Annotated in this window: 21 protein-coding genes; 12 read left to right on the top strand and 9 right to left on the bottom strand. The window is 45.1% G+C overall.

Going from position 1 to position 25,381, the window contains the following annotated elements; translation table 11 throughout:
* Positions 1-45: 45 nt before the first annotated feature.
* Positions 46-1,137: an AI-2E family transporter gene (locus ABWW54_RS00815; protein WP_353409108.1), complete on the bottom strand. Its 1,092-nt coding sequence runs from the start codon at positions 1,135-1,137 to the stop codon at positions 46-48.
* A gap of 77 nt (positions 1,138-1,214) precedes the next feature.
* Between ABWW54_RS00815 and ABWW54_RS00810 the strand changes: the two genes are divergently transcribed.
* Together ABWW54_RS00810 and ABWW54_RS00805 are read left to right on the top strand one after the other, a co-directional pair.
* Positions 1,215-1,760 carry an adenine phosphoribosyltransferase gene (locus ABWW54_RS00810; protein ID WP_353409106.1) on the top strand — a complete coding sequence of 182 codons (546 nt, stop codon included), beginning with the start codon at positions 1,215-1,217 and terminating at the stop codon, positions 1,758-1,760.
* A gap of 80 nt (positions 1,761-1,840) precedes the next feature.
* Positions 1,841-2,236: a hypothetical protein gene (locus ABWW54_RS00805; protein ID WP_353409104.1), complete on the top strand. Its 396-nt coding sequence runs from the start codon at positions 1,841-1,843 to the stop codon at positions 2,234-2,236.
* On the opposite strand, the gene ABWW54_RS00800 is transcribed toward ABWW54_RS00805, so the two are convergent.
* Positions 2,233-2,610, bottom strand: a complete 378-nt coding sequence (locus ABWW54_RS00800) for a CAP domain-containing protein (protein ID WP_353409102.1) — start codon at positions 2,608-2,610, stop codon at positions 2,233-2,235. The two genes, ABWW54_RS00805 and ABWW54_RS00800, sit on opposite strands and share 4 nt — an antisense overlap.
* A 448-nt stretch (positions 2,611-3,058) precedes the next feature.
* Between ABWW54_RS00800 and ABWW54_RS00795 the strand changes: the two genes are divergently transcribed.
* Complete coding sequence (locus tag ABWW54_RS00795) at positions 3,059-5,152, top strand: S8 family peptidase (RefSeq protein WP_353409100.1); 2,094 nt, start codon at positions 3,059-3,061, stop codon at positions 5,150-5,152.
* A gap of 84 nt (positions 5,153-5,236) precedes the next feature.
* On the opposite strand, the gene ABWW54_RS00790 is transcribed toward ABWW54_RS00795, so the two are convergent.
* The 3 genes from ABWW54_RS00790 to ABWW54_RS00780 form a co-directional block, all read right to left on the bottom strand.
* On the bottom strand, positions 5,237-5,968 hold the full coding sequence (locus ABWW54_RS00790) for a helix-turn-helix domain-containing protein (protein WP_353409098.1): 732 nt from the start codon (positions 5,966-5,968) through the stop codon (positions 5,237-5,239).
* Positions 5,969-6,057: 89 nt separating this feature from the next.
* Positions 6,058-7,431 carry a hypothetical protein gene (locus ABWW54_RS00785; protein WP_353409096.1) on the bottom strand — a complete coding sequence of 458 codons (1,374 nt, stop codon included), beginning with the start codon at positions 7,429-7,431 and terminating at the stop codon, positions 6,058-6,060.
* Positions 7,432-7,464: 33 nt separating this feature from the next.
* The gene (locus ABWW54_RS00780) at positions 7,465-8,112 is read right to left on the bottom strand and encodes a PspA/IM30 family protein (protein WP_353409094.1); all 648 of its coding nucleotides are present in this window, start codon (positions 8,110-8,112) and stop codon (positions 7,465-7,467) included.
* A 305-nt stretch (positions 8,113-8,417) separates the two neighbouring features.
* On the opposite strand from ABWW54_RS00780, the gene ABWW54_RS00775 reads away from it, so the two are divergent.
* The gene (locus ABWW54_RS00775; RefSeq protein ID WP_353409091.1) at positions 8,418-9,041 is read left to right on the top strand and encodes a TetR/AcrR family transcriptional regulator; all 624 of its coding nucleotides are present in this window, start codon (positions 8,418-8,420) and stop codon (positions 9,039-9,041) included.
* Positions 9,038-10,078 (top strand): hypothetical protein, encoded by a 1,041-nt coding sequence (locus ABWW54_RS00770; RefSeq protein WP_353409089.1) that lies wholly within the window; start codon positions 9,038-9,040, stop codon positions 10,076-10,078. Before ABWW54_RS00775 ends, ABWW54_RS00770 begins: the two co-directional genes overlap by 4 nt.
* Positions 10,079-10,113: 35 nt before the next feature.
* On the opposite strand, the gene ABWW54_RS00765 is transcribed toward ABWW54_RS00770, so the two are convergent.
* Entirely contained in the window at positions 10,114-10,308 is a 195-nt protein-coding gene (locus tag ABWW54_RS00765) for a CPXCG motif-containing cysteine-rich protein (RefSeq protein WP_353409087.1), read from the bottom strand.
* Positions 10,309-10,401: 93 nt separating this feature from the next.
* Here ABWW54_RS00765 and ABWW54_RS00760 point away from each other — a divergent pair, with 93 nt between their 5' ends.
* From ABWW54_RS00760 to ABWW54_RS00750, 3 genes are all read left to right on the top strand, one after another.
* The gene (locus ABWW54_RS00760) at positions 10,402-11,520 is read left to right on the top strand and encodes a hypothetical protein (protein WP_353409085.1); all 1,119 of its coding nucleotides are present in this window, start codon (positions 10,402-10,404) and stop codon (positions 11,518-11,520) included.
* 6 nt (positions 11,521-11,526) lie between these two features.
* Positions 11,527-12,789, top strand: a complete 1,263-nt coding sequence (locus tag ABWW54_RS00755) for an amino acid permease (RefSeq protein WP_353409083.1) — start codon at positions 11,527-11,529, stop codon at positions 12,787-12,789.
* 313 nt (positions 12,790-13,102) lie between these two features.
* Complete coding sequence (locus ABWW54_RS00750; RefSeq protein ID WP_353409081.1) at positions 13,103-13,972, top strand: hypothetical protein; 870 nt, start codon at positions 13,103-13,105, stop codon at positions 13,970-13,972.
* Positions 13,973-14,094: 122 nt separating this feature from the next.
* On the opposite strand, the gene ABWW54_RS00745 is transcribed toward ABWW54_RS00750, so the two are convergent.
* Positions 14,095-15,417 carry an ABC1 kinase family protein gene (locus ABWW54_RS00745; protein ID WP_353409079.1) on the bottom strand — a complete coding sequence of 441 codons (1,323 nt, stop codon included), beginning with the start codon at positions 15,415-15,417 and terminating at the stop codon, positions 14,095-14,097.
* Positions 15,418-15,568: 151 nt separating this feature from the next.
* Here ABWW54_RS00745 and ggt point away from each other — a divergent pair, with 151 nt between their 5' ends.
* On the top strand, positions 15,569-17,323 hold the full coding sequence (gene ggt / locus ABWW54_RS00740; protein WP_353409077.1) for a gamma-glutamyltransferase: 1,755 nt from the start codon (positions 15,569-15,571) through the stop codon (positions 17,321-17,323).
* A gap of 409 nt (positions 17,324-17,732) precedes the next feature.
* Positions 17,733-18,080: a hypothetical protein gene (locus ABWW54_RS00735; protein ID WP_353409075.1), complete on the top strand. Its 348-nt coding sequence runs from the start codon at positions 17,733-17,735 to the stop codon at positions 18,078-18,080.
* Positions 18,081-18,359: 279 nt separating this feature from the next.
* On the opposite strand, the gene ABWW54_RS00730 is transcribed toward ABWW54_RS00735, so the two are convergent.
* Positions 18,360-18,632 carry a hypothetical protein gene (locus ABWW54_RS00730; RefSeq protein ID WP_353409073.1) on the bottom strand — a complete coding sequence of 91 codons (273 nt, stop codon included), beginning with the start codon at positions 18,630-18,632 and terminating at the stop codon, positions 18,360-18,362.
* Positions 18,622-20,445, bottom strand: a complete 1,824-nt coding sequence (locus ABWW54_RS00725; RefSeq protein ID WP_353409071.1) for a winged helix-turn-helix domain-containing protein — start codon at positions 20,443-20,445, stop codon at positions 18,622-18,624. The genes ABWW54_RS00730 and ABWW54_RS00725 overlap by 11 nt, the downstream gene beginning before the upstream one ends.
* Before the next feature lie 328 nt (positions 20,446-20,773).
* On the opposite strand from ABWW54_RS00725, the gene ABWW54_RS00720 reads away from it, so the two are divergent.
* Together ABWW54_RS00720 and ABWW54_RS00715 are read left to right on the top strand one after the other, a co-directional pair.
* The gene (locus tag ABWW54_RS00720; protein WP_353409069.1) at positions 20,774-22,870 is read left to right on the top strand and encodes a fibronectin type III domain-containing protein; all 2,097 of its coding nucleotides are present in this window, start codon (positions 20,774-20,776) and stop codon (positions 22,868-22,870) included.
* A gap of 299 nt (positions 22,871-23,169) precedes the next feature.
* The gene (locus ABWW54_RS00715) at positions 23,170-25,305 is read left to right on the top strand and encodes a hypothetical protein (RefSeq protein ID WP_353409067.1); all 2,136 of its coding nucleotides are present in this window, start codon (positions 23,170-23,172) and stop codon (positions 25,303-25,305) included.
* Positions 25,306-25,381 lie beyond the last annotated feature (76 nt).

Here is a 25,381-nt window from a genome sequence, read left to right as displayed (position 1 = left end):
AGACTTCGTCGCTTTTTTACAACTAATACTCAGCCAGCTTCAACTTTAATGGGCGATTTTTTCAAGTTGCGCCTTTGTGTGTTTGGCAAACTTTAGGCTCCCGTCCCCAGATAAAAGAACGGCGATATAGCGAGTGCGTTCGAAATGTGCGAACACGATGAGCATCATCACCGTAATTGGGACACTTAAAAACATGCCCGCTATTCCCCATATGCTGCCCCATAGTGTTAAGCTCATCATGACAACAAAGGGACTGACGTTTAATGAATTCCCCATTAGTTTGGGTTCTAAGACGTTTCCAACGACAACTTGAATTGCTCCGACCCCGATCAGTACCACGAAGAATGGGAAGAATGTGTCGAACTGTATCAGTGCTAACATGGCTGGAAACAGCGTCGCGATTATGGAGCCTATCGTAGGAATAAAGTTGAGTAGAAAGATGCTAAACGCCCAAAAAACCGCGAAGTCAACGCCAACCATTTTAAGGACGAAGTAGCTGATTAGGCCGGTGATGGTGCTGGTTAATGACTTAATCCAGAGGTAGGTCTGAATATCCTCCTGAACGTGTACTAAAATACTCATGACTGATCCGCGCTTCGCTTGATCTGGGAAGATTTCTTTGATCTTCTTTCGAAAGGTGCCTTGTTCAGCGAGCATAAAAGCTACGTAAATTAATACCAGTGTTATGTTGCCGATCATGGCGACAACGATATCAGTGAAGCCAGTTAGCAGTGGTGCAATCTCAATGCCTTGAACCAAATCAGAAACTTTCGGCAAGCGATCAAAAATCTGGGCGGGAATTAACGCATTAACTTTGGTCGAAAGGTTAGCGAAGTTATCTCGATATCGGGGGATCGAGTTTTGCACATTTGCGACATTGTTTTGGACCATATCGATCGCGAACGCGATGAAAATTCCTATGCTAATTATGGATAGCAGCATAGTAAGCCAATTAGGTTCTTTTACCCATGGAATGATCTTAGTGTAGGTTCTGCTCATGGCATTGATTACGTACCAAATCATCAGCGCTACGGCCAGTGGTACTAAAAAGGCTTTGCCCACTACTAATACGTAAAAAACCCCAATTGTCGCCAATATGACGAGTGAGATCGAAATGGCTCTAGTGTCCAGCTTCATTATGTTCTTCCTATGTTGCGTGTCTAAATAGTAAGGGCTAAAAAGCCAATCAACAAGGTATGCTTTAGGGTATTGTTATGTCTTTCTACAATCACACCATTTCTAGAGTTATGGATTTAGCAGCAATCATAAGAACCATTCCGGATTTTCCAAAGCCAGGCATCCAGTTTAAGGACATTGAATCGATCACAGAAAACCCAGAGGCCTTTCGATACGTCATTGACTCTTTTTCTGACAAGGTTCAAGAGCTAAAGGTGGACAAGCTATTGGTGTTGGATGCGCGTGGTTTTCTTTTCGGTGCCGCTATAGGTTATAAGGAGGGGTTGCCGATAGTAATGGCAAGAAAGAAAGGTAAGCTCGGCGGTGAAACGGTCACCGAATCGTATTCGCTCGAATACGGCGACGCCACCGTTGAATTGCAGAAGACGGCAATATCAAAAGGGGATAGAGTCGCCATTATTGATGATTTATTGGCAACCGGAGGAACGGCTAGCGCAGCGTCATCGCTGATTGAAAAGCTAGATGCTCACGTTGTACTTTGCGCCTTTGTTATAGAGCTTGATGCTCTTAATGGTCGGCTTCAACTGCCGGACTCAGAGGTGCATTCATTGGTGCATTTTTAGATTGCTGTTCAGGACATTTATCCATAAGGCTGTGGTGATCATAATAGGCGGCTTCGATCAATTAAATTTTCTATTTTAAGATGAATGACCATTCAATATTAGTGTCTGCGGTGACTAGCAATGGTGTTGCTGGTTCAGAGTTTAGCGAACTCGAAATACGGTTGACAGGCGACGAGCAACGTCGTTTGAGCGAACAGATAGCGGCTGTTAACTTTAGGCTGAGAACCAGTTCCTGCAGTTACAAATCGGGGTTTCATGTTGCGGGTGATCCAACGTTGTTGATCGTTTTGGCGGGGTGCCTTCGGATTACCCTTAGAGCTGGCGATCACAGAGACTTTTCGATGGGGAAAATGTTTGTAGCTCAAGACTATCTAGCCGACGGAGTCAAATTTTCACCTGAAATTCATGGACATCGTGCCGAAGTGATTGGCGAGGAAGGAATTTTGGCTGTTCATGTTAAGCTGTCTAGGCGCTAGAATTCAGCAAAAACAACCACCCAAATTGGGCCCGATTTTGCAATACCCACGCTATTGAATTTAGAATTCATGACATTTTTACAATGTTGACTGCTGTTCATCCAAGCCTGATGAATTGCCGTTGTATCCCCATCTCCCCGTGCTATGTTCTCGCCCAGCGTTTTCCATTTTCTGGAATGCCGTGAGACTCGCTTACTTAGAGCTGCGTTCCGAGCTCCAATATGGCTTAAGGAGGACTTTTTTTTGAGGTGCTTTGCATGCCTTGTGGCCACCTTATGAAGGCCACAATCTAGCTTCAGACTTTTTGTTGGGCGTAGCTTTTTTGAGCCGCATTGTTGGGTGATTTTTCGTGATCGGTTGTGTTGGGAGAGCATGTCTTGCTCTAAGTTCGAGGCAGAACACGAAAAACTCTTTTTCCGCCACGTATTTTCTGCGTTTATTTCGCTTCTCAGTCGAATTATATCCTTTATTTTGGCCTCTAAAATCGTATTATTTTGTGCCTTCACAATTGTGTTGATTTGGCTTTGCGCGTGATTTGTTGCAAAAAATAAGAGCACGAAAATCGCGGAAGTTAAGGTTTTCTTATATTTAGCGAGATTTTTTAACATAATCCATATTATTGCTCGTTTTGTAATTCTTAGCTATTGCAAGACATCTCGTCCAGAATATTCAGTAACTTAAGTGACAAAAGCAAGGGTGCCCAGATTCGAATTGTTCGATATAGTGCACACTGTCTAGTTTTAGACGTGTGGGCAAGAGGGTAGTAGGTATAGGTAAGTCTTGCCTTACAAATAAAACCCCATCACTTAGGAAAATAATAAAATGATAAAAAATAAAAACGCGCTCAAAAGCTCGTTGTGCGGTGTCTCATTGAGCCTGCTCGCGATGTCGGCGCAAGCGGTTGTATTGCAAGACGATGCAGCAGCTTCTTTCAAAACCTCATCATCAACTCAAGCAAACCCAGCGTTCGCAAATCAACTTATCATCAAGTATAAGGACTCTTCATACGAAGGACAAAGTTATGCGTTGACCAGCGATATTGAAAAGACCGCTTCAAATGCCATGGGCGTGCCAATGAAGCATCTCAGAAGAATGGCGACGGGCGCCCATGTAATGTCTTTGCCAAAGAGCAAAGGCGGGGCAATGAGCAAAAAGCAACTGAAAACACTGATGCTTCAATTGCAATCCAATCCGAGTGTTGAATACGTTGAAATCGATCGCATGCTACAGGCGATGGCAACGCCTAATGATCCGCAATATGCGAATCAATGGCACTATTATGAAACGACTGGCGGCCTAAACACGCCGACGGCATGGGATACAACGACCGGCGCCGGTGTTGTTGTCGCGGTAATTGATACAGGGATAACGGCTCACCCTGACTTAGACGCTAATATCTTGCCGGGCTATGACATGATTAGCTCAGCGACCGTCGCTAATGACGGCAATGGACGAGATTCTAATCCAGCCGACACTGGCGATGCCGTGTTGGCAGGGGAGTGCGGAACTAACTCGCCGCCTAGCAATCAAAACAGTAGTTGGCATGGTACTCACGTGGCTGGAACAGTCGCGGCGGTCGGTAACAACAATACTGGTGTTGTCGGTGTTGCTTATGGAGCGAAAGTTGTTCCGATTAGAGCATTGGGTAAGTGCGGAGGTTTTACCTCTGATATTGCAGACGGCATTATATGGGCAGCAGGCGGAAGCGTTAGTGGCGTGCCGGCTAACCCAAATCCTGCCAAAGTGATCAATCTCAGTCTTGGTGGTGGTGGCTCATGTGACGCGACGTCTCAGGCCGCAATTAATCAAGCTGTTTCTCTTGGCGCGACGGTCGTTGTGGCGGCTGGAAACTCGGCTCAGAATGCAAGCAATGCGACCCCCGCAAATTGCCAAAACGTAGTGACAGTTGCCGCCACTAATCGTAATGGTGGTCGTGCTAACTATTCCAATTTTGGTAACGTGGTTGATTTAGCTGCGCCAGGTGGGCAGCAAAGTGATGGCATATCTGAGGGCGTGCTTTCTACACTCAATACTGGAAACAATGGTCCCGCATCACCGAACTACGAGTACTATCAAGGCACCAGTATGGCAACTCCGCATGTGGCGGGTGCTGCCGCTCTTATGTACGCCGTAGACCCTACGATTACTCCTGCTGAAGTCGAGAGCCTTTTAAAATCCACTTCACGTAGTTTTCCTTCGTCATGTTCAGGCTGTGGTACTGGTATTGTTGACGCAAGTGCCGCTGTTGCGGCCGCTAACCCCGGTGGTGGAAACCCTGGTGGCGGTCAGAACGAATTGACCAACGGCACAGCGAAAACCAACCTATCAGGAGCGCAGGGTAGCCAAGTGGTTTATACGCTTGACGTACCTGCTGGGGCAACTGATTTGAGTTTCGTCATGAGTGGCGGTTCGGGCGATGCCGATATGTACGTTCGTTTTGGCGCACAGCCAACCACCAGTACTTATGATTGCCGGCCATACCGTAATGGTAATAACGAAACGTGTGATATCAGTAACGTTCAGACAGGCACTTACTACGTCATGCTCCGAGGGTATAGCTCTTACTCTGGAACTAGCTTGGTTGGGAGTTTCACGGCGGGCGGTGGTTCTGGGCAGCCAGACACGATTTCGCAGAGCAATATTTCTGGTGCGCAAAATCAGTGGGTCGACTTTGAGCTGGATGTTCCAGCTGGACAAAGTAGCCTTGTGGTGAGCATCAGTGGTGGATCTGGCGATGCCGACCTTTACGTCCGTCGTGGTGCAAATCCAACGACTAGCACTTACGATTGTCGTCCATATCGTAACGGCAACAATGAGACGTGTACGATTAGTAGCCCTGCGGCTGGCACCTACTTCATTCGCCTTCGAGGTTACCGAGCTTTCTCTGGTGTTACGTTAACGGCAGCGCCTCAGTAAATTTAATCATTGCTAATTGATTTGGCAATCGACTAAATAGAGCGGCCATTAACTATTTGTTAATGGCCGTTTTTCTTTAACGCGTTATTTGAGCAGTTTCTTGAATGCGTGAAACTCCCACTTTCGTATCGCTAAAACCATACTTGTTCCATGTCTTTTTGTGAATGAACGCTTGCTGTCTTCAGTGTTGAGTTCATCATACAACTCCCCAATGCTTTCCAGACGTTCGATAATTTGAAGTATCGACTTATCCGAAAGGTCACCGAGCTTGATTATCCTAGCCGCATCATCCCCAGAGAATGAACCACTTAAAAACCGTTGTTGAGCTTCGTTCCGAAAGAACTGTTCTATAGGCCCATTCTTGTGCCACGCAAAATTGTTGGAAATTAGGCGTTTGATTTTGTTTTCAGGAAGTAGCTCAATCATTTTCATTCGATCAAGTTGCGCCAAACATCGTATGCAATCCGTTTCGCTAAGAGCATAAGTCTCCATTATTTCTTGGATCGTCCAATTATTAACAACGCAATAAGCAATCAGACACAACGCCGCGTCAGATACGAGTTCTCTTTCATGTTCAATACTGAGCTGTTCAATTTTGGGTGTCCTTGCCTCGTATTGAGCAACCAAATCGCTGATCTCTATGCCCAGTATTTCGCAAATTTTATCTAGCCTTTTTAATGAAAAATTTTTGCTGGAAAACATGTGCTTTATCGTCGATTCAGACAAATTTAGCTTTTCGGCTAACTGTTTATATTGAATCCCTTTGATTCTAAGTTCTGCTTTAAGTACGTCTACGAGTTGAGGTGAACGAGCCATGAGAAGTGTTTTTGTAGACGTAATGTCTTTGTTATGTGCGCCAAATTAGATGGACTAATTTGGCGCACTTTGTTGAGAATTTAACTAGTTTACGCGGCTTGCTTATTCGATGGCAATTTTAATCTAAACCCATATTTATCGAAAAGAGAGGCTATGATGATCAGTGTGATTCCCAACCCACCAATCAAAACCCACGAGCCTACGTGTAACAAGCTAACGATTTCTATCAGCGTTATTAGGACCGTTGCCGCAAGACCAGCAAATGCAAGCAGTTGTGCAGCCCGAAGCCCTTGGATTGTTTTCGCGCTATGCAGTATCAATAGAAGTACGGCAGAAATTGATACTAGACTGATGACTTTTACCAGTAATTGGTAGCTCACTGCAGCATAAATAACGTTAATGGCTATCACGCAGAATGTGGTGATTGAAACTAATGCTCGAAGAACAGTACCCTCGTGCCCGTTTGGTTGCTTCACCAAGTCCAAGGTTATTCCAATAAGTATGGCTGAAAAGACGGCCGTACTGTAAGAGTCAAATTGGTGTGGAATCAGTGACGCAATCAGGCAGCCGATAATTATGCCAGCGACGTACTGAGCAATGGTTAATAGGCTTTGTAAGGCGGACTTAGAAGAAAGCAACAGCGTCACATTTTTTAGCCCGTAGTAAATTAGGGAGAACAGGGTTAGTAGCACAAGTTCATCTACCGCGTATAAGCCAAGCGATCGAACGATGATGATTGAGCCTGGTAGAAATAGGCATGCCAACGCGTATTTGGCCTCGAGCGTGAGTAATATTTCCTTGGACTTTACTATGCCTAGAGTCACTCTCGTTGCGGCAAACAGCGCCACACCAGCTAATGCCGCTGCGAACATTGCCTCACGCGCGGGCACCAAAAGTAGGCTACAAATCATTAGAAAGCTGACCGTCAGCTTGGGGGCGACCTTTCTGGCAAATATGCTAAAACTAAATAGAGAAAGTAGAGACAAAAGCGCAATAGCGCCCAACGCTAGCGGCACAAATTGCCCTATGCTAACCGCTTGCCAATGAAGCATTGAGTGATAATTGTCCCCAAGTGCGCTGTCGAGTTGAAACATGGAGTACGTTAGCGCGCCAAGAATGGTGAAATTAGCGACAGCAGAGACCAACCCAAGACCGAAAAAGACGCGAGCGCCTTTAGCTTCTTTAACTATAAAACTCAAGAAAATCCCCGCGCCTGTAATCAACCCGGTCTGGGTGAGTAGCTTCATGTAGCGGTTTAAGTCGTTGCCGTCGGTCCAGCCTTCGATCAAAAATAGAGAGATAGAAGCGATAACGGCACAGGCCCCAAATATTCTAAGAGCGGCGGAAAGTGATCTACCCCCATTGGATTCCAGTTTGTCTTCAGTGCGCTGGCCATGGTCGGGCTCTTGGTAAGAGTCTTCGATGCCGGATTCGATGATCGAGCTATGCGTAATAGATGTCATATTGATCTCCTTGTTACGTCGATTGCTGTGTTTCTACACAGAGTTGTTTTTATCTTTGAGAGCAGAAAGCTGGTCCAAAAGCTTTGCTTTATCTTCTTGCTGAGCAAACTGTGCTTCTAATGGATCAGAGCAACATGCGTCGCTTACTGCCAGCTCTGTTTCAAGGACAACGCTTTCCCAGCGTTCAAACGTTTCATCTAGCTGCTCAGAGATATTGGATTTTGAGGTAACTTTACTGACATCAGCCACCGCCTGCCTTGATCTCATTAGATTATGGCGTTGCGTCATTTCATCAAGTTTGGTTTTCAACGTACTAAGGTTAGTCGACACGCTACTAATGAGGCCATCTTGCTGCTCTATGCTTTGCTTTAGTCTATTGGATTCCGCCTCGTTTTGGTTTCTCCGTGTTAGGCACTGAAGTGCCTTGCTTTCATTTTCAGTGGCTAGTGATTTCGCACGGTTTTCCCATACTTTGATTTGCTCAATAGACAGTTGCAGTTGAGATTCATACGCATTCTGTTGTTGGCGTAAAGTGGCTAATCGTGCTTGAGTTTTGGCGACGGCCTGTCTTGTTTGCTTAATACTCGCATCAATAATCGCGTCATGGTTTTCCAATTGTCCTACGGCACCTTCAAGGGTTGCAGTAACAGAGGTAGTAAGTCGTTTAATCAAATTCATCATATTCTCCTCCCAAAAAATGGGTTTCGTGTGTGTGTGTGATATCTGACTAAAACTATCTTTATCGTGTTTGAGCAATTGAACAATAGTGATTGATAAAGTGTCGCTCAATTGGCACCAAGGTCAATATATCAGCACTATCAATGCGGAAAGTGTGACAAAAATGAATTCAAGTGCCGAATAATGGCTAAAATGTGGTTTTCGTATCGAGCTTTATGGATCAGCTTTAAAAATTAGATATCAGAAGGTTTGATTTTGTCACCGACCGGTGATATAAGTGTCACCAACAGGTGATATTAGTGACTTCTATGAAAAAAGCCGTTAAGAATAAAGAGGACACAATGCAACGAATGGTCTCTTCGGTGGGAGAGCTAATAGCGGAGCAAGGGTTTGCCAATGTTGGTGTTAACGCACTTGCAAGAAAGGCCAAGGTCGACAAGGTGCTTATCTATCGGTACTTTGATGGACTAGAAGGGCTCTACGCCGCTTACGCAAATTCAATTGACTTTTGGCCGAGCGTTGAAGAGATTTTGGGCGAAGAGGATGACGTCCAAGAACTAATGTCTCAGCCGTTCGATAAGGTATTGAGGACCGTATTGGAGCGATTTGCGAACGCTGTTCGTTCTCGTCCATTGACGATTGAAATAATGGCCTGGGAAATGGTAGAACGGAATGCCCTAACGATCGCGTTAGAACAAGTCAGAGAGCAAATGGGATTAGATCTGGCAGCTCACATGCAGAAATTAGATCTCCCTAGTGCGGATTGGCCTACGATAACCAACACCTTCATCTTTGCCATTAATTATTTGGCAATACGTAGTCGCAAAATAGAGCGTTTTACAGGAATTGAAATTAATAGCGAACAAGCATGGACGCGTATGTTTGATTCGATGGAATTCTTAATCAATGGAACAGGAAATAGTAAATCATGAAAAAACAAAATAACGGCAGTCGTCCATTAGTCAGTATTTTGATGTTATGTGGGTTTCTAACCATCGTTGTAACGGGGATCATGTCGTACAGTTTTCGTTATAATCAGCTGTTGTCGGCAGTTCATACGGTATTTGGGTTACTGTTTGTGTTTTATGGCATTTTTCATTTAAGAAATAACCTTCGCCCGCTCGGTTCGTACTTAAAGAAAAACGAAATGCGTAAATGGGTTTGGAGCAGCGTGTTGATTATTCCTGTGGTCATCATCAGTCTCGGCTTGGGAGTTCCGCCGGCACAGTGGCTGATCGATGCAGGGTATGCATTAAAGGAATTAAGACCGATAGATCGTCAGCGAAGTTCGACTATCTACACAAAATTAACGCAGACAGGTCAAAAGCTCAGTATAGACATAAAGGCAGGAGAGCACTATTCCGGGCCTGGAGCAGTCATTATGGGGGTAACGACAACCGCTGTTCCACAAATGGCCATGTGGGTCGAAAGTTTTGAGGGCGAATATTTGGAAACACTCTATGTCACTAAGAAGGCTTCTGATAGTTCGTATATTGGTTCAATTTTTGGTGGCGAAGAGGTGCGACGCCCAGAGGCATTGCCGCATTGGTCGCACTCGAGAGGCGTAGTCAGCGAGGACGGTTTGCTCATGCCCAGTTCGGCGCAACCTTTGGCAGACGCGCTGACTGGAGCAACGCCGTTAACAAGCTTTGACTTACGTACCGTGACATCCGCAAAGCTAGAAAGAATAGTCGTAAAACTAGAGATCAATCGATCATTTGATTTCAATGATTTCTATCATGAAAAAGCGTATCCGGATGACCCTATTTACAGCGGCAGCGGAAATTCGGCACAACCATCGCTAATTTATTCGGTGGCCATCGATCTATCCTCCAAGCAGCCTTACTACTTTCTGTCTCTTGTTGGCCGTGGCCACCATTCTGGACGTGATGGCGATATTCACACTGACCTATCTGGCATTAGCACAGCTAAGCAAATGATAGCCAGGGCGATAGTTGAGGTTATGTAAGTACGCATGTTGTGGCGCTTGCCCAGTAATAAGCGCTAGAATGCATTTTCATCGTCAGTGAAAGTATCTACCCGTATTAAGCTCTGACCGTCTGACTCAATAATGAATTCAATTGGACGACAGCATACATAGCAATCTTCTATTGTTTGTTGATTGCCTTGGCTAAGATCGATATATGCGGTAAAACGTTCGCCACAATACGGGCACGGTGTTTGATGTTCATGCAGCATTCTTTAAGTGTAAGAAATAGCCCGTCAATGTTGCATGAAATACCTTCGGGACTCCGCTCCACGAAACATTGAAAAATACGATTTGATAAGCTAATGAAACACAGAGAAATTCAACGCACGCAGTCTCAGCCATCGTGGTGGGATCCGTATTCTTGTCAGCCATATAAAATGAAGTCTGAAGAGAAGCCAAGATCAGGCGTTAGTAATATTTTTGAATACGTCAAAGTAGCGTTATCAAACTTGATAGGGCTGCCGTTCATTGTTCTTCAATACTTGGCGCTATCAAAGAAGCACTCAAGCAAGTCTGCAACCGAATTTATTGGATTGAGCGTGGCTCTGGATCTTGAGTATGCACCTCAAATGGTCGAAATGGTTAAAGAGTTGGGCGTTAAGCAGCTCTTGATTCGAATTCCCAGTTGGGATACGGATGCGCTCCCTGACTATGTGAAATTTATGGAAATGTTTGATGACGTCGAGTTTGTGGTGAATGTATTGCAAAGTCGCGATAGCGTAACTCACCTCGGTGAATGGCAACATCAGACTCGTTCCATCGTTGGTGCGACTCGTCATTTGACCAAGATCTATTGGATTGGTAACGCGGTTAATCGTACAAAATGGGGATGTGTGCACTCCGGTCAAGCATTGGACCTTCAGGAGAAAGCAGAAGAGCTTAGGGCTGAATTTCAAGGCATTAAATTATTGGGTTCCTCAATAATCGATTTTGAACCGTTATTAAGCTGGCGTACCCTTTGGAATCTTCGTAAGTATCGTTTGGAGGGTAACGCAGCGCTGCTGTACGTAAATCGGCGCCATTCTCCCTATGGAACACAGTATGGAATCTTTGACTTAGAAAACAAATTGCGATTAGCGAAAGCGATGACACGGTTATCAAACCGTTGTGATGACAAGTTGTGGATTACGGAAACCAATTGGCCTCTTTTAGATACAAAGCCATACACACCTAACTCAGGAAATCCAAGCAGAACGTGTGATGAGGTAACGCAAGCTGAGTACTTAAAGATGTATTACCAAATCGCTTGGCAGACCGGTTGGGTAGAAAAAGTGTATTGGTGGCAGTTAATAAATCCAGGTTATGGATTAGTCGACCATCGAAGCGGGGAGCTAAGGAAAATGCCATCATATTACGCAATGAAGGATCTGTTGGGCGGCGAGTTGGAATTGCCTGCAAAGAAAATTGATAACCCATACTAAAGCAATATGAACAGTGAAAAGCCTATTTGGCACGGAGTGGTATTGGTCGCAGGAGGAGCGGTAGGCGCAGGGATGTTTGCGTTGCCCATGGTGTCGGCAGGAGCCTGGTCTGCGTGGGCTCTGATGGGGCTTGTTTGTGTCTGGTGGGTCACCTATCTTGCGGCGAAACTTCTACTCGACAGTAATATTGCAGTCTTGGGTGACGGATCAAGTCACAATCGCTCTATTCATGCTCCACCTCTGTCGTTCGGTACGCTGGTTAAGTCTGTGTTGGGTGTACGATGGGCATTGCTCAATAACATTAGTCTGGTATTCATCATGATGATTTTGATGTATGCCTACATAAGTGCCGGCGCCAGTATCGTTAGTTTGAGTCTAGATCAGTTTGGATTAAGTGAGCTAGACTTGAACCGATCGCTGTTAAGTGTCCTGTTTTCAGTGGTGGTTGCTCTTATTGTGTGGCTGGGAACCTCGGCCGTGGCTAAATTAAGTGTTGTTCTAATGGCTATGATGGCGCTGAGCTTTCTGATTGCCGTGATTGGATTGTTCCCTCAGGTCGATGTAACGCTATTGATGCAAAATCGATTCTCATACTACACATTCCTTTTGGCTGCTATTCCTGTATACGTCACAGCGTTTGCGTGTGCTGGGCTCGTGCCGACATTGGTTAATCATTATCGGTCTGACCGAGGGAAGGTTGAGCGATGCCTATTCTGGGGCACATTGTTAGCTCTTGGGATATACATTGTCTGGTTGGCTGCGACGTTTGGTACGATCGGGCGTCATGGCTTTGCGCCTATTCTGGAGGGCGGTGCAAATACTTCTGATTTGGTGCAAGCCTTGTCGGTAGCGGATGCGAAGGCGTCAACAGCGTCTTTAAGCCAAAAACTAATGTGGTTCTCTCACTGCGCAATTATCACGTCGTTTTTAAGCATCGGATTAGGTCTTTTCCACTTTATTCAGGACAAGCTGGGGTTGGGGGCGCGCTTGGTTCCGCGCAGCAAAGCCGTATTGATCTGCTTTTTGCCGCCGACAATCGCAAGCTTCTTTTACCCTAAAGGGTTTTTAGTTGCCATCGGGTACGCTGGCCTATTTGTGGCATTCAGCTTTTTTGTGGTGCCGGCCGTGATGAGTATGAGGCGCTTGAGTCAGCACCGAACGTTTGAGTTCTCACCTACGTGGATCATCCCCACTGTGTTTGGAGCTGGGTTGGTTTGTGCTGGCCTGAAAACACTTTATACATTTGGTTATTTGGCAAAATTTCCTTAAAAATTAAGGAGTAATTAGGTTTTTGAGGAGCCGCGCATCGCTGCGTTGTTCAACTCGTAGAATGCATTTCTTGCCATTGAAAACGTGAAAGAGATCGCAAGAAATGATATATTTTGCGATTCGTTACAGTTGATATCTATCAATTTGATGCAGAAAATAATATAAAAAAAACAGTTTTCTCTACAAATGACTAAAAAGGCATCAATAGGCATTCGTCGAGCCTAACGAAACTCACCGTTGATTCAGTTATCGGTGTTAGAAATAGAGTAGTACTGCGTGTAACTCTTTTAAGGGTCTAAATAGGTTGGAAATCATGAATAAATTTATCACTCCTAGGTCGAGTGTAAGGTCACGGTCCCCCGTGTTTTTTACCGTTGTTGTGTTTTTGAGCTCGTTTTGCTCGTCTTTGTATGCGCAAACGGTTGGCACGATTGGTGTGGCGGACATTACGTATAAGGCATCAGAACAAAAACTGTGGAACGATGCGAATGTCGTTAAGGAAGTCGCGGCTAGCCTTAATAGCGAGTTGGTCCAGACTCGAAAATTCACCGTTTTAGATCTACCTCAGGTAGAGAGGAGACTGTCAACGCAAGGGTTGACGTTGGCCGGATTCTACGCAAAAGAATATAAGAGCACTGAGTTGTTGCAGGCTGGTTTGGACTACATCTTAACGGTCGACATCACAGACTTTTCTTTCGCAAGTAATGGATCAAGCGACAATGTGAAGGCTAAAGGCATTGTCAGCATGGACTTTAGACTATTGGGAGTTGCGGATGTCACGGCCGACTTCGAGTCTCAAGTTATGGCGCAAACTAGCTTAACCTTACCAGCGAATTCAAAATTCGATTCTACTAACCTCATGAGGCAAGCCGTTAAACAGGCCTCTGAAGAGTTGGTAGATCAAGTTGTTACTACTCTGCATCCGGTTAGAATTATGCAAATCAACGACGAAGGGTTAATAACATTGAATTACGGCAATGGCTTTTTAGAGGCCGACGATGTCGTGTTGGTTTATGGAGCCGATCAGCAGATTAGCTTGGATGAGAATGGCAGAATAGTGGGCGAACCTGTCGGTAGGATTAAAGTGACTTCAGCGAGACGTAAATTTTCCAGTGCTCAGGCGATAGACGGGTTTACTTCTTTGGAAAAAGGGCAAGCTGGCCAAGTGGTGCTGGCGCAATAATACGAAAGAGAGGGTGTCAATGGGCCCCTGCGTATGTGTGATTCGGGTGGTGCCCACTGCGTGGCGCCCACCGCGTGGCGCCCACCGCATGATGGTTGAAACTCAAGGAGGCAGGGTTTATTTTACTTAAGGGTGGCGATGTAAGGTTCTACCATTTTATTGACATTCACCTGTGCGCCGAGCCTGGTTGCCAGTAAAAACATGCCCCCTAGTTTTCGATGCAGGTATAGCACACTGGTTGGCGGTGTCTGCCAAAACTCCTTATAGCCATAGACTTGTTCCGATAGTTCTGCGATCCGTTCTGACAAGCGAGCGTTTTCAAAATCGTATGTTCCTTTTTCTTGAAACGATTCTAGAGCGATATTAAATATCTCCACCAAAAAGTCTTGATACTCCTCACTCGCTTGACTTGCAACGTATCCTAATCTGTCGGCAGCGTCTAGGGTTAGTTCCCTGTCTTGTGCGACAACTCCTCGAATCATGCGCTTATAATCAGTAGCGAACTTTTTAGTGAATTTGCGAGTTGCCCCAAAGTCTAAAAGTACAATTTTGCCGGATTCTTCTTGATATAGGTAGTTGGCGAAATTGGGGTCGGTCTGCATCAACCTAATCTCGAATAGCTCGCTGAGCATCAGAGCAAATAGGTTCTCCATAAGCTCATCAATTTTTGACGGTGCAATTTCGGTTATGCTGTCCACTGGCACACCACCGACATAATCCATCGCCAAAATTGTTTTGGTGCTTAATTCGGGATAAGCCTTGGGTACAATAAATCGCTTATCCGAACCGAGCGTAGACTGAAATTTTTGTAGGTAGGCTAATTCTTGCTCATAATTTGCCTCCTCATGCAGTTGTGCTTTTGCATCGACTAGTAACGTGGAGATATCCATGTGAGAAGGAAGTAGGCGGGACACCTTCAATAAGCTGGCTATATTGTCTACGTCACTATCAATACTTTGAGCTACTCCGGGGTATTGGATCTTTAAAACGATCTCGCTTCCGTCATGAGTAGTTGCTCTATGCACTTGGCCAATGGAAGCCGCTGCTAAGGGCTGATAGCTAAAGCTCTGAAATTGTTCTTGCCAGTTGTCACCGTAACTTTCAACTAGTGACTGCACTAACTGGTGGCGTGGCATAATGAATGCTTTGTCTCTAAGCTGGCCGAGAATTTTTGAGAGCTCCGGGGGAAGAAATTCCGCGCTTTCCATCGAGAGAAGTTGCCCTACTTTCATCGCTGCACCGCGCATCGCTGACAGTTGCTTTGCTACCCTCCTGGCGTTGTTCGGGGTAAGAATTAGATCGCTCATCTTAGGTCGATTTCCTTTCGCTAGTTGTTTGGCTCCTTCGCCCAACATGCCCGCTGCGACCCCACCAGCCATTCTAGCAACGCGCCCGAAGCGGCTGATTCTAGACTTGGGTATGGCTTTCTCTTTATTTTTGCTCATGCTGTGTAGTGTATCTTTGATTGATGAGTTCTTCATCACATTCAGGGTCTCTATCTTTAGAGTGCAAAATGGGTCTACAATGCAGTTCACGAGTCAGGGCTATAGGCTCTATTCATTAAGACCCCTAATTGTCGAAAAGGCATAGATAAAAATGGTAAAAAAACAACTAATTACGCTTATTGGCTTTCTGCTTACAGCGTGTTCGAGTACGGCAGAACTAGTGCCGTTGGAATCGGAATCGTCCCTTAAGCAAGGGATGGTGGTTACTGCAAACCCGTTGGCGACTAAGGCTGGTGCAGACATTTTACGTAAAGGAGGATCTGCTGTAGATGCGGCAATTGCGATTGAAGCTGTGTTGAGTCTTGTTGAACCGCAAAGTTCGGGGCTTGGTGGGGGCGGTTTCATGGTCTACTTCGATAATCAATCGAAAAGTTTAGTCACCTACGATGGACGAGAGACCGCGCCGAAAAATGCCAATGAACGTATGTTCTTGAATGATCAAGGAGAGTCCATTGGATTTTTAAATGCAAAGAATAGTGGTTTGTCTACTGGCGTACCTGGAATGGTGTCAATGCTAAAGTTGGCCCATGACGATTATGGCGTATTGACATGGGGGCCGCATTTTGATTCTGCAAAGAATCTGGCTCGAGAAGGGTTTGCAGTGTCTCCTAGATTGCACGGTATGATTAAACGGTTTGGGAAGTACATCCCTAGTACCAAAGATCAAGGGCCAATCGACGCCCATAATTATTTTTTTGATGCTTCTGGTGAGCCGTTGGCAATTGGTGCAATACGAAAAAATCAGGATTACTTTCAAACGCTTGAGTTGATCTCAAATGACCCAGATGATTTTTATCGAGGAAAAATAGCCGACCTGATTGTCGAGCAGACTTCGCAGTCTCCAAGGTCTGGCTCCCTGAGCCTTGATGATCTAGCAAAGTATGAGGCAACTAAGCGAAAGGCAATTTGTTCTCCCTATAAGGATATGCAACTTTGCGGTCCACCACCACCCTCCTCATGGCTGGCGGTTGGGCAAATCATGGGTTTGATAGAAGCGGGTAAAGAAAATTCCAGTGCGGCCGATGGAAGTATTGAAGATTGGGTATCATTTGCGCAAGCGCAACGTTTAGCTTACGCCGATAGAGATCAATTTGTGGGCGATGCCGAATTTGTAAGCGTGCCTGTTAATGGCCTGCTTTCGCCAGAATATTGGCGAAAGCGTGCACAAGATACTGAGCAAGACAAGGCGGCACAGGCGGTTAGTTATGGTGACCCTTGGGAGTTTGAAAGCACTGAACGGGTTGCCTACGGTAAAGACGCAACTGAGGACATGGCTGGTACTACCCACTTTGTTGTGATGGATTTGCAAGGCAATGTTGTGTCGATGACAGCCTCGGTAGAAAGCATTTTCGGTTCTACTAGAATGGCGGGTGGCATGTTCTTGAACAATCAATTGACGGACTTTTCATTTAAGCCCAAGGATAGCGTTGGGCGTGAGGTTGCCAACCGCATCGCACCAGCTAAGCGTCCGAGATCATCGATGTCGCCGACCATTGTGTTGAGTAAGGACGGTGAGTTTTCGATGGCGACGGGTTCTCCCGGAGGCAACTCAATTATTGCTTATACCGCGAAAACGCTAGTGGGTGTTTTGGATTGGGGTTTAAGTCCACAAGAAGCGGTTGAGTTGCCGAATATGGTTGCGCGTGGCAGTAAGGTTCGCATCGAGAAAGAGAGGGCCAGCGATGAATTGGTGCAGGGCCTCAAGGACTACGGCTTCAATGTGAAAGAGAGTGCTGGCGAAAACTCCGGTCTGAGCGTGATTTTTCGAAATGAAGAAGGGGTGTTAATGGGGGGCGTGGATCCGCGTCGAGAAGGGACCATTGAAGTCGTAGAGGCGACAAACTGAGTCAGCATTTGAAGTCATTCGACCAAGGAGGGTCGAATAGTCAGCCGTAGGCTTTTTGTGGGCACGGCCTTTTGCTGATTATTCGGTTGAGTGTTGCGATTCGACTATTTTTTTCAAGCTATTCTGCTTTTGAGTTCCCTGATTCTCTTGTTTCATTAGATCTGTCAAATTCTTAACGCGTAATGTTTGGCATGTAAGCTATTGATAGTAATGTGTTTAAAATTCATTACATAAAAATTACGCTGGCATTAAATGCTATCTCGATTTTTGTCCTATAGTTTTTCCATCATTTGGACGCAAACGAAAACAAACAAGTTTCGGCGGCGTATATTTAGTTAAAGAGGAAAAAGTGCGGAAGTCATATTGGATCAAAATCTTGTTGGTACCGAGCCTAAGTTTGGTTGGGTGCATGCCTACGCAAGAGTCTGAAGTGTCTATGATCGCCCTTATTGCAAACGCGGCTAAATACGAAGATCGTAAAGTGAAGACTTATGGGTTTCTTAAGGTAAAAAGAAATGCTGGTCTGTTTGTTAATCGTGAAGATGCGCTGAATGACAATGTTTATCACTCGATAGCCCTTGATACATTAACCGTAGATGAGCTAGAGGCGATAAAGGCATGCAACAACCAATATGTATCCATAACGGGAACGCTAAATTTGAAAAACAACAGCCTGACTTTCTCTGACCAAGTTCAGATTAGAGGTAAGACAGAAGACATATATTCAAAGCTCGTTTGTAACATTAAAACAATATAGGAATCTCCCCCATGAAAAAAATTACTCTACTATCAACGCTTGTACTTACATTTCTTTTTTCAAACACCGTAATCGTTGCCAGCCCCAGTGCAAAAGAATCTGCAGACTCGTTGGCACCTGAACCAAGTGTGTTATGCCAAATTTGCCCTAAATGTTGCTCGAGCGACGTCTACTAACTGCTAGAGACATCACCATTAAATGGACTAGCTTGAATCGCTCTCGATTTAAGCTAGCCTTTGGTATTTTGAAAATCTACTAGAAGACGCGTTACGATCAGCACTACTTTCTTTCCAATACCTTAATTTCAGTTTCTTCGTTTAGAAGTTTCGGGTAAAGAATTTTCGTTTCGTCATTTGAGATTGTGTAATCCAAAAGCGGATTCTTAATCGCCAGCACGGTCGTATTTTGGCTGGTACCCAAGTCATAGAATTTAAGCTCGTTACCAGTATCGTTCACTGAAATATAATAAAAGCCACTTCCTCGAGAATATAAGCCATCATACGCAAATACATTTGTGTCGCTTACCAGCTTTGTCTCAGACTTAGTTTTCATATTCATTAACCAAGAGTCCGTCTTGGTGATACTTGTAATACAGAAGGTCACCCATGTTGGTGAGCTCTGGGCCATACCCCCCTTTGTCTGTGATTTTGATGGGCTCCGAATTGCCAGTTAAATCTAACTCATAAATTTGCCAGTCGCCGTCGATATCCGAAGAGTAATAGACCGATTCTCCATCCTTTGACCAACTGGCCGTTTCTATTCTGAAGGACTTTTTGTATTCGATAATACGCTTGTACTCTTTGGACTCAACGTCGATGACATACAACTGGTTGTCCTTCGATGATAGAATTTTTGAGTCATCAGGAGACCAGCGAATTCTTTGAATACTGCGGCCGTCGGTGAATTTGCTTAGTTGAAACTCTCGACCATTTTCTGATCTTATCCAAATCTGAGGTTGCCCACTTCTGAGTGACATAAATGCAATGTCATTAGCGTTGTGTGCGAATTCTGGGTATAGATCTATCTCACTGGACTCAATAAAAGGCTGTTCCTCTGTGTTACCAAGTTTTCGGCCCCAAATATCAATGCCAGTTTCCCCCGTCATAATGGTCAGTTTGTCTTCTGATTTGTGGCCATTGATCGAATGAAGTGTGCCGGAGTTCTCTAGAACCTTTTTATGAAAGCCATGTTTTATCGAATACGCGTTAATATTGTCGTCCTCGTCAATATGATAGATGTATCGATCATCGTGCGACCAGGTTAGGGCCTTGCGCCAGTCATTTAAATTGAATAGATTGCGAGTTTCTCGTGTCTGTAGGTCTAACAGCATTACTTGAGTACTTCCCCAGTTTAAATCTCTGGTGAATGCTAATTGATCTTCGCTGTTTGAGAGTGCAATATGGATATCACCTTTGGATTTGCCGGTTTCAGGGTTTGTAAGTTGTTCTTTTTTAAAAGTTTTTATTGAAAATTGGTAGATTTTGTACGGGTCCACCGCAGAGAATGAGTCCGTGTAATAGATGTGCTCGCCATTTCCCCAGATTACATTATTGGGTAATCCACTAGCGTTGCAATCAGTTACCTTTTCGGCAAGTCGATTTTCGTCGGCTACTCGGACTTTCATTATTTGACATTGGCCATCTAAATGTCTAATAAAGACTATTTCTGATCCGTCAGGAGACCAAGATGGAGAAAAGTCATCACCAGCATGTTGGGTGATTTGAATAGGTGATTCGCCGTCCACCGATTGCACAAACAGTTTAAAGTGGCGTCCGTTTTTAGGTCTATGGCTGTAACCGATAAAATCACCATTCGGTGAGTAACTAGGATCCTTTTCTTGCCCTAATAGGACGCTAAATGGTTTGATGACGTTAAATGGGTCTATCGAACGATAATCCAGAGACTTTACTATTTTCCCATACGCGAACCAGCCTATAGCAACTAATAAAGGGAGAGTCAGGAAAATTGCCAATGCCTTACTCGTCGTTCTCACTGGGTTTGCTGTCGTGTCGACAGACTGCCCAGTCTGTTTAGAGGGTGTGTTTGCTGTTTCTTGCCACGAAACGGCTTGGTTTAACTGATAGCCTTTTTTTCGAATAGTCGAGATGTACAGTGCATCATCGTCTTTGCTTAGAATTTTGCGAATCTGGTTTATGATTCGATATATAGCATGGTCGCCTACGACTCTGCCTTTCCAAACATGCTCTACGAGTTCATCTCGACTTATTACTTCGTCCGGGTGTTGTGCGAAGTAAACCAAGACATCCATAGCCAAAGGCTCAACAAAGAACTCCTCTGAGTTGAGAGATAACTTATTTTGATCGGGAATAACCTGCCAAGCACCGACGATGAATGTTTTGCTCATTAATTGAACCTAAAAACACATAGCCAAACGTCTTAATATAAACAAAATAAAGGGGTATTGCACGAGACCTTTAACCCTAGAGGTGAGCCGCATGAGGTTTTTTCATCCGTGTGGGTCCGAATTGCTCAGTAGATCGAGTGGTCCAACCAGATTGAAATCGATGGGTTTGATTTAAGTCTTTGATTTAGAACATCATTACCTCTCCATTACGTACAAATTCCCCAGTTCTTACACTCTCATAACCTTCATTACTTCAGATTGTGTCAAATTGCGTTGGTCGAAACGACTTCCCCATCAACAAATTGAGCAACCCTAGAGGACTGAAACAATGAACCCCTTTAAAATAGTAACCATGGCGTCTGTAATACCGGTTATTTGGATTTCTGGAATGACCGCAGCGATTGCCGTCGAAGATCAAGCGTCTTTCGAACGAACCGATATTGCGCAGCCACAAAGATTGATTGAAGACTGCATCTTGCAAGAAGTCAGCGATGGCACAAACAGAGTGCCGGAACTGATTCCGATTGATGATTGTGGTGGAGGCGGTAGCGGAGGCGGTGGTCCGTACCGAGCTCCCAGTACACCCAGTTCGATTACTTACGCTCCCTACACAAACAGTAATACGATGCGTGTTGCGTGGGGTACCAGCAATGGTTATGGATACTCTGTGCAGTATGAATTGTATGAGAGTCGCAATAACAGCGCTTGGAGCAAAATTTACACCGGTTATAGCCGAAGCAGAATTCTTACGAACAAAACAGCGGGTAAATATCGTTATCGCGTGATGGCAAAGAATACCAAGTACAGCAGTTCTTATCGTTATGGTAGCGATGCCTTGATTAATCCTCGAGAGGATGAAAATCTGTATTCGAAATATCCGTCGATTATGAGTGCAATGGATCAAAAAAATCTTCAGCATCGAAACTCCGCCTCGCCAGCGAAAACGGCACTAAAGCGCGCTAAAACGGTGGGTCAAAGCACGGCTATGCGTACCAGCGACGGGCGCTTCTATTTGGGAGATGGCTTTGATCTTGTGAGAGGGACACTCAAAGAAACGTGCCTGGATGTAGAGCACACCGGTTTTAGCATTACAAAAACACCGCCACTTCAACCAAGCACATTTGATGTTAGTTACGTGAACGACAATCGTCATCTGGCGCAACTTTTGGAAGTTTCGGCGTCTGCACAGATCGGCTTTTCGGGAGATGATTTTAGTTTAGGTCTGTCGGGCGAAAAAGAAAGGTATGTCAAATCGGTGACTGACGAAAGCCATGTTCGGTTTGTGGTAAAGGCAAATAATAGGCGCGAGTTTTGGAAACTAAACACGCCAACTGACGCCATTTACCCTGAGTTAGTGAGCCATGTTTTGTCACCAAACAATGAGGAAGCGAAAGCGGATTTTAGAGAACGCTGTGGCGATAACTTTATTAATAGTGCAAACCTTGGTTCAGCGCTCTATTTGGTGTTTACCTTCGATTCAAAGAAGTACTCATATGAAGAGCGGGAGAATGCAAAAGCCGAGCTTGGCTTGAAAATCAGTGATGTTTTCTCTGCAAACGCCGCCACAGGATCTTCAAGTTCGCTTACGGAAGTGCTAAATCGTCTTGAGGTTAAAATTAACGCGGATCAAGTAGGCGGTCCTGTCGGATTGGCCGCAAGCATCAATCCTTCAAACGTCATGCAAAAGTACAACCAGTTTGTACAAGATACCAATCCTGCTAACTGGGCGGCAGTGGACTACACCACGAATAATTATCAACGTCCCACCGCCTATAATGCATACACTCATGAACAAATTTTCGCGAAATACACCGGCAATCAAGGGCCGTTAGCGCAAATGAAGCGTTGGTTAGACATTAGTGTTCAACACAAAGAGCGCTGCGATCCGTACGCAGAATATGGTCAGAATCGCCCTACGCTATGCGGTACCTCTGAAGCCGAAATTAGTATTGCGATGGACTTGTGCCGAGAAACTCGTGAGTGGAATAATTGTGTTCACCCTTATCAATACAACACCGGAGATTTGACTTCTACGACACCAGGAACCTACCTTTACGGATGGTTGTCGAGCAATGTTAAGAAGCTGGCCGAGGACACTAACTCCAAAAGCTATAACCATCATGTTCACAGAGGTTCAAAGACCGTCAAAGACAGCACTTGCCTAGCTTCTTCTCTGTGTTTTACAAATAAGTTCAGAGGTAGTGGACCCGGTATTGGGAAGGGGTTTGATGTTAATACTGGTTACTATGATAACCCTAAGGGAAATGGTCGTACTTACAAGGTCTACCCAAAGCATTGTGCTTTAACCGAAGTTTATTTAAAGACAGGCCGCCCACCTTTTGGTGATACCACGGCTGATTGGAACTACACGGTGAATGTAGAGGGGCTGTGCCCAGTTAATGAAGATTTTGTGATCATTCCTTAATCACGCATTCCATGTGTTTGTTTAGCTTAGGAGAAAGTCGGTTGTACCGGCTTTCTCTTTTCTATTGTGAAAAGAAGTATGAATAAGGCGTAAGTGTCGTCCCGAAACCGCAAGTTGAGATGATAGTATGGATACACTCAGTCGTCGCATATTGCGAAGAAGATTCTTCGAGAGCATAAACGGCGGCCGCGGTTTTCATGTTGACACTATGCAGGTTGCTGAAGCCTGGTCATGATGCCGATTGTTGAAGAGGGACTAAGCCCGACAGGCTGGGTATACAATGAAAAAGGAGAGCTGGAATGAAAAGAATGTTACTGAGTTTGGTTTTAGGATGTTTCCTAGGGGGCTTTGGGATGTACATTCTTTCTCCTAAAAGCCCAACGGGTTCTTCCCAGAAAAAGTCAATTGGGGCGATTCTTGAACAAGTTGAAAAATCGGACCAGGTGGAAGCAGGAGTGGCGGAGTCGCCCGATCGATTCGCCATGTACAAAACAATTGACGATATTCTTAAGCTGCGATCTGATTTTCAGCAAACCGAGGCGTTGTATGTGCTTGCTGGAAGAGCAAGCCCTCGTAGGTTAATTGATTTGGTGAAACAAGCGGAAGAGGTGGCGGATGCGTCAGATCGTGGTTACGCCCTCGGTATTCTGTTTGCTCGGCTCACTGAAGTAAGCCCAGATCTAGCGCTTGAGGCCGCGAGCGATGTGCGTTTTGCGGCGGATGAAAATATCATTAGGGCCATATGGCGTACGTGGGCCAGACTGGATTTTGATGCGGCTTTAGCCGCCGCAAAGGAACTTTCTCCGCAGAATCGTAAAGAAGCTGCCGTCAATGCGATGTATTGGGCTTTAGGGGTGTTTGGCAACCAAAAAACAAATCAAATAATGGCCGTAACAGGCATTGAGCCAAGTTTGTGGGCTGTCTCTCAGACGATAGAGAAAATGGCTAAAAATTCGATTTCAGAGGCGATTGATACTGTTAATCAACTGTCAAGATTGAATCATCAAACCTACGTTGCACGTGACTTAGCGATCTTTGCAGCGAAAAGTCGTCCGGATTCGGCCTTGAGCTACGTTGACCTGTTTAACTCCTTGCCTGCAAGTAAAATTTATCGCGCCACTGTACTTAAAACAGTCGCCGAGCAGTCGCCTGAAACCGTGTTACAAACCTGGCGCGCCTCTGGTGGTGTGGAAGGAGCGACTGACGCGGTCTTTTCAGCGTTGGCACAATTGGCCTACGAAGATTTTGATCAGGCCACTGCATACGCAGAGGAGACTGTCGATGCGAACGTTAAAGCGAGAATGCTCAAGGTTATTTTAGCGGTTAAGGTCAGAGAAAACCCAGATGAGGCCATGGTGTTGGCGCAGCAATACCAAGAGCAGGGGATCAAGGGAATGTTGGCGTACACGGTGCAACGAATTCTTTCCGTGTCCCCATCGGATGCTCTACTGGCACTGGAATCTATGCCGAAAACGCCTGAAATTAATCGATTGATGGCGAAGGCCATCGGTCGCCTTTCTGAGAGCGACCCCAATGCGGCTATTGCGAAAATCCAAACTCTTGAGGATCCAGCTTTACGGGCTAAGGCGACTGCCCAACTCGTGACTGCGTGGTCTAGAAGTGATGTGGATTCGGCCTTAAGATATGCATTGACTTTGGACGAGTTGCAGGTATCTCAAAATAGTATTGGCATTGATCTTCAGTCAGCGAACCTGGATTTGGCGATGCAGTTTCTTGAAAAGTTTGATCAATCGAGCGTTGGTAGCAGCGTGTACGGTTTTGCAAATAGCTTATTGGAGCGTCATGGTATGGAGGAACTCATATCATTGCTTAGGCCGTACGATAAAAATGAAAGCTTTGCGAATATGAAAACGGTTCTTTTAAATCAAGTATCCAATAAAAGCATTGATGATGCTGAGCGCTTCATCGACGAGTTTTGGCGAGATGAAGATAAGAGCGATGCTTACGTTAATTTGGCGCACAGCGCTATTTACCAACGACCTGAGCAGGTGTTGTCTTTATTGGACAAGGTCGATAATGAATCTGATAAAGTCGCAATGGTTAGCAATATCATGGGGATTTGGGCGCACAAAGATAAAGCTAATGCCAGAGCGTGGGTTCAAGGTTTGCCAAATGGCCGAGTACGAGACAATGCGATTGTCGCTTATTCGCATCAGTTGGAGCCAGATTCTAACGGAGATACCAGGCTCATCAATTCGATTGAAAACACGGTACTCCGTGAAGAGGCGGTTATAGGAATGCTTTTCGATAAAATAGAAGAGGGGCCAGATAAAATCAATCGCTGGGGGGCTAGGTTTAACCTAAGCCAGCAAAGCATGTCCTACCTGTCTTCGATCGCGGATTGTTATAAGGTGGACGCGAACCAACCAGAATTGTTGCGAAAATGCCGTTCTTTGTTTTCTTCACGTCTCTGAGAGCACCTTATATTTGGAATATTCTTTGTCAAATTCGTGCATTAGCGAAACAAAGTGTTGTTTTTAAACAAAGCGG

Source organism: Arenicella sp. 4NH20-0111 (assembly GCF_040366405.1).
Lineage (GTDB): Bacteria > Pseudomonadota > Gammaproteobacteria > Arenicellales > Arenicellaceae > Arenicella.
Note: the sequence above shows the minus strand (reverse complement) of the source record. Positions and strands in the feature narration are given on the sequence as shown.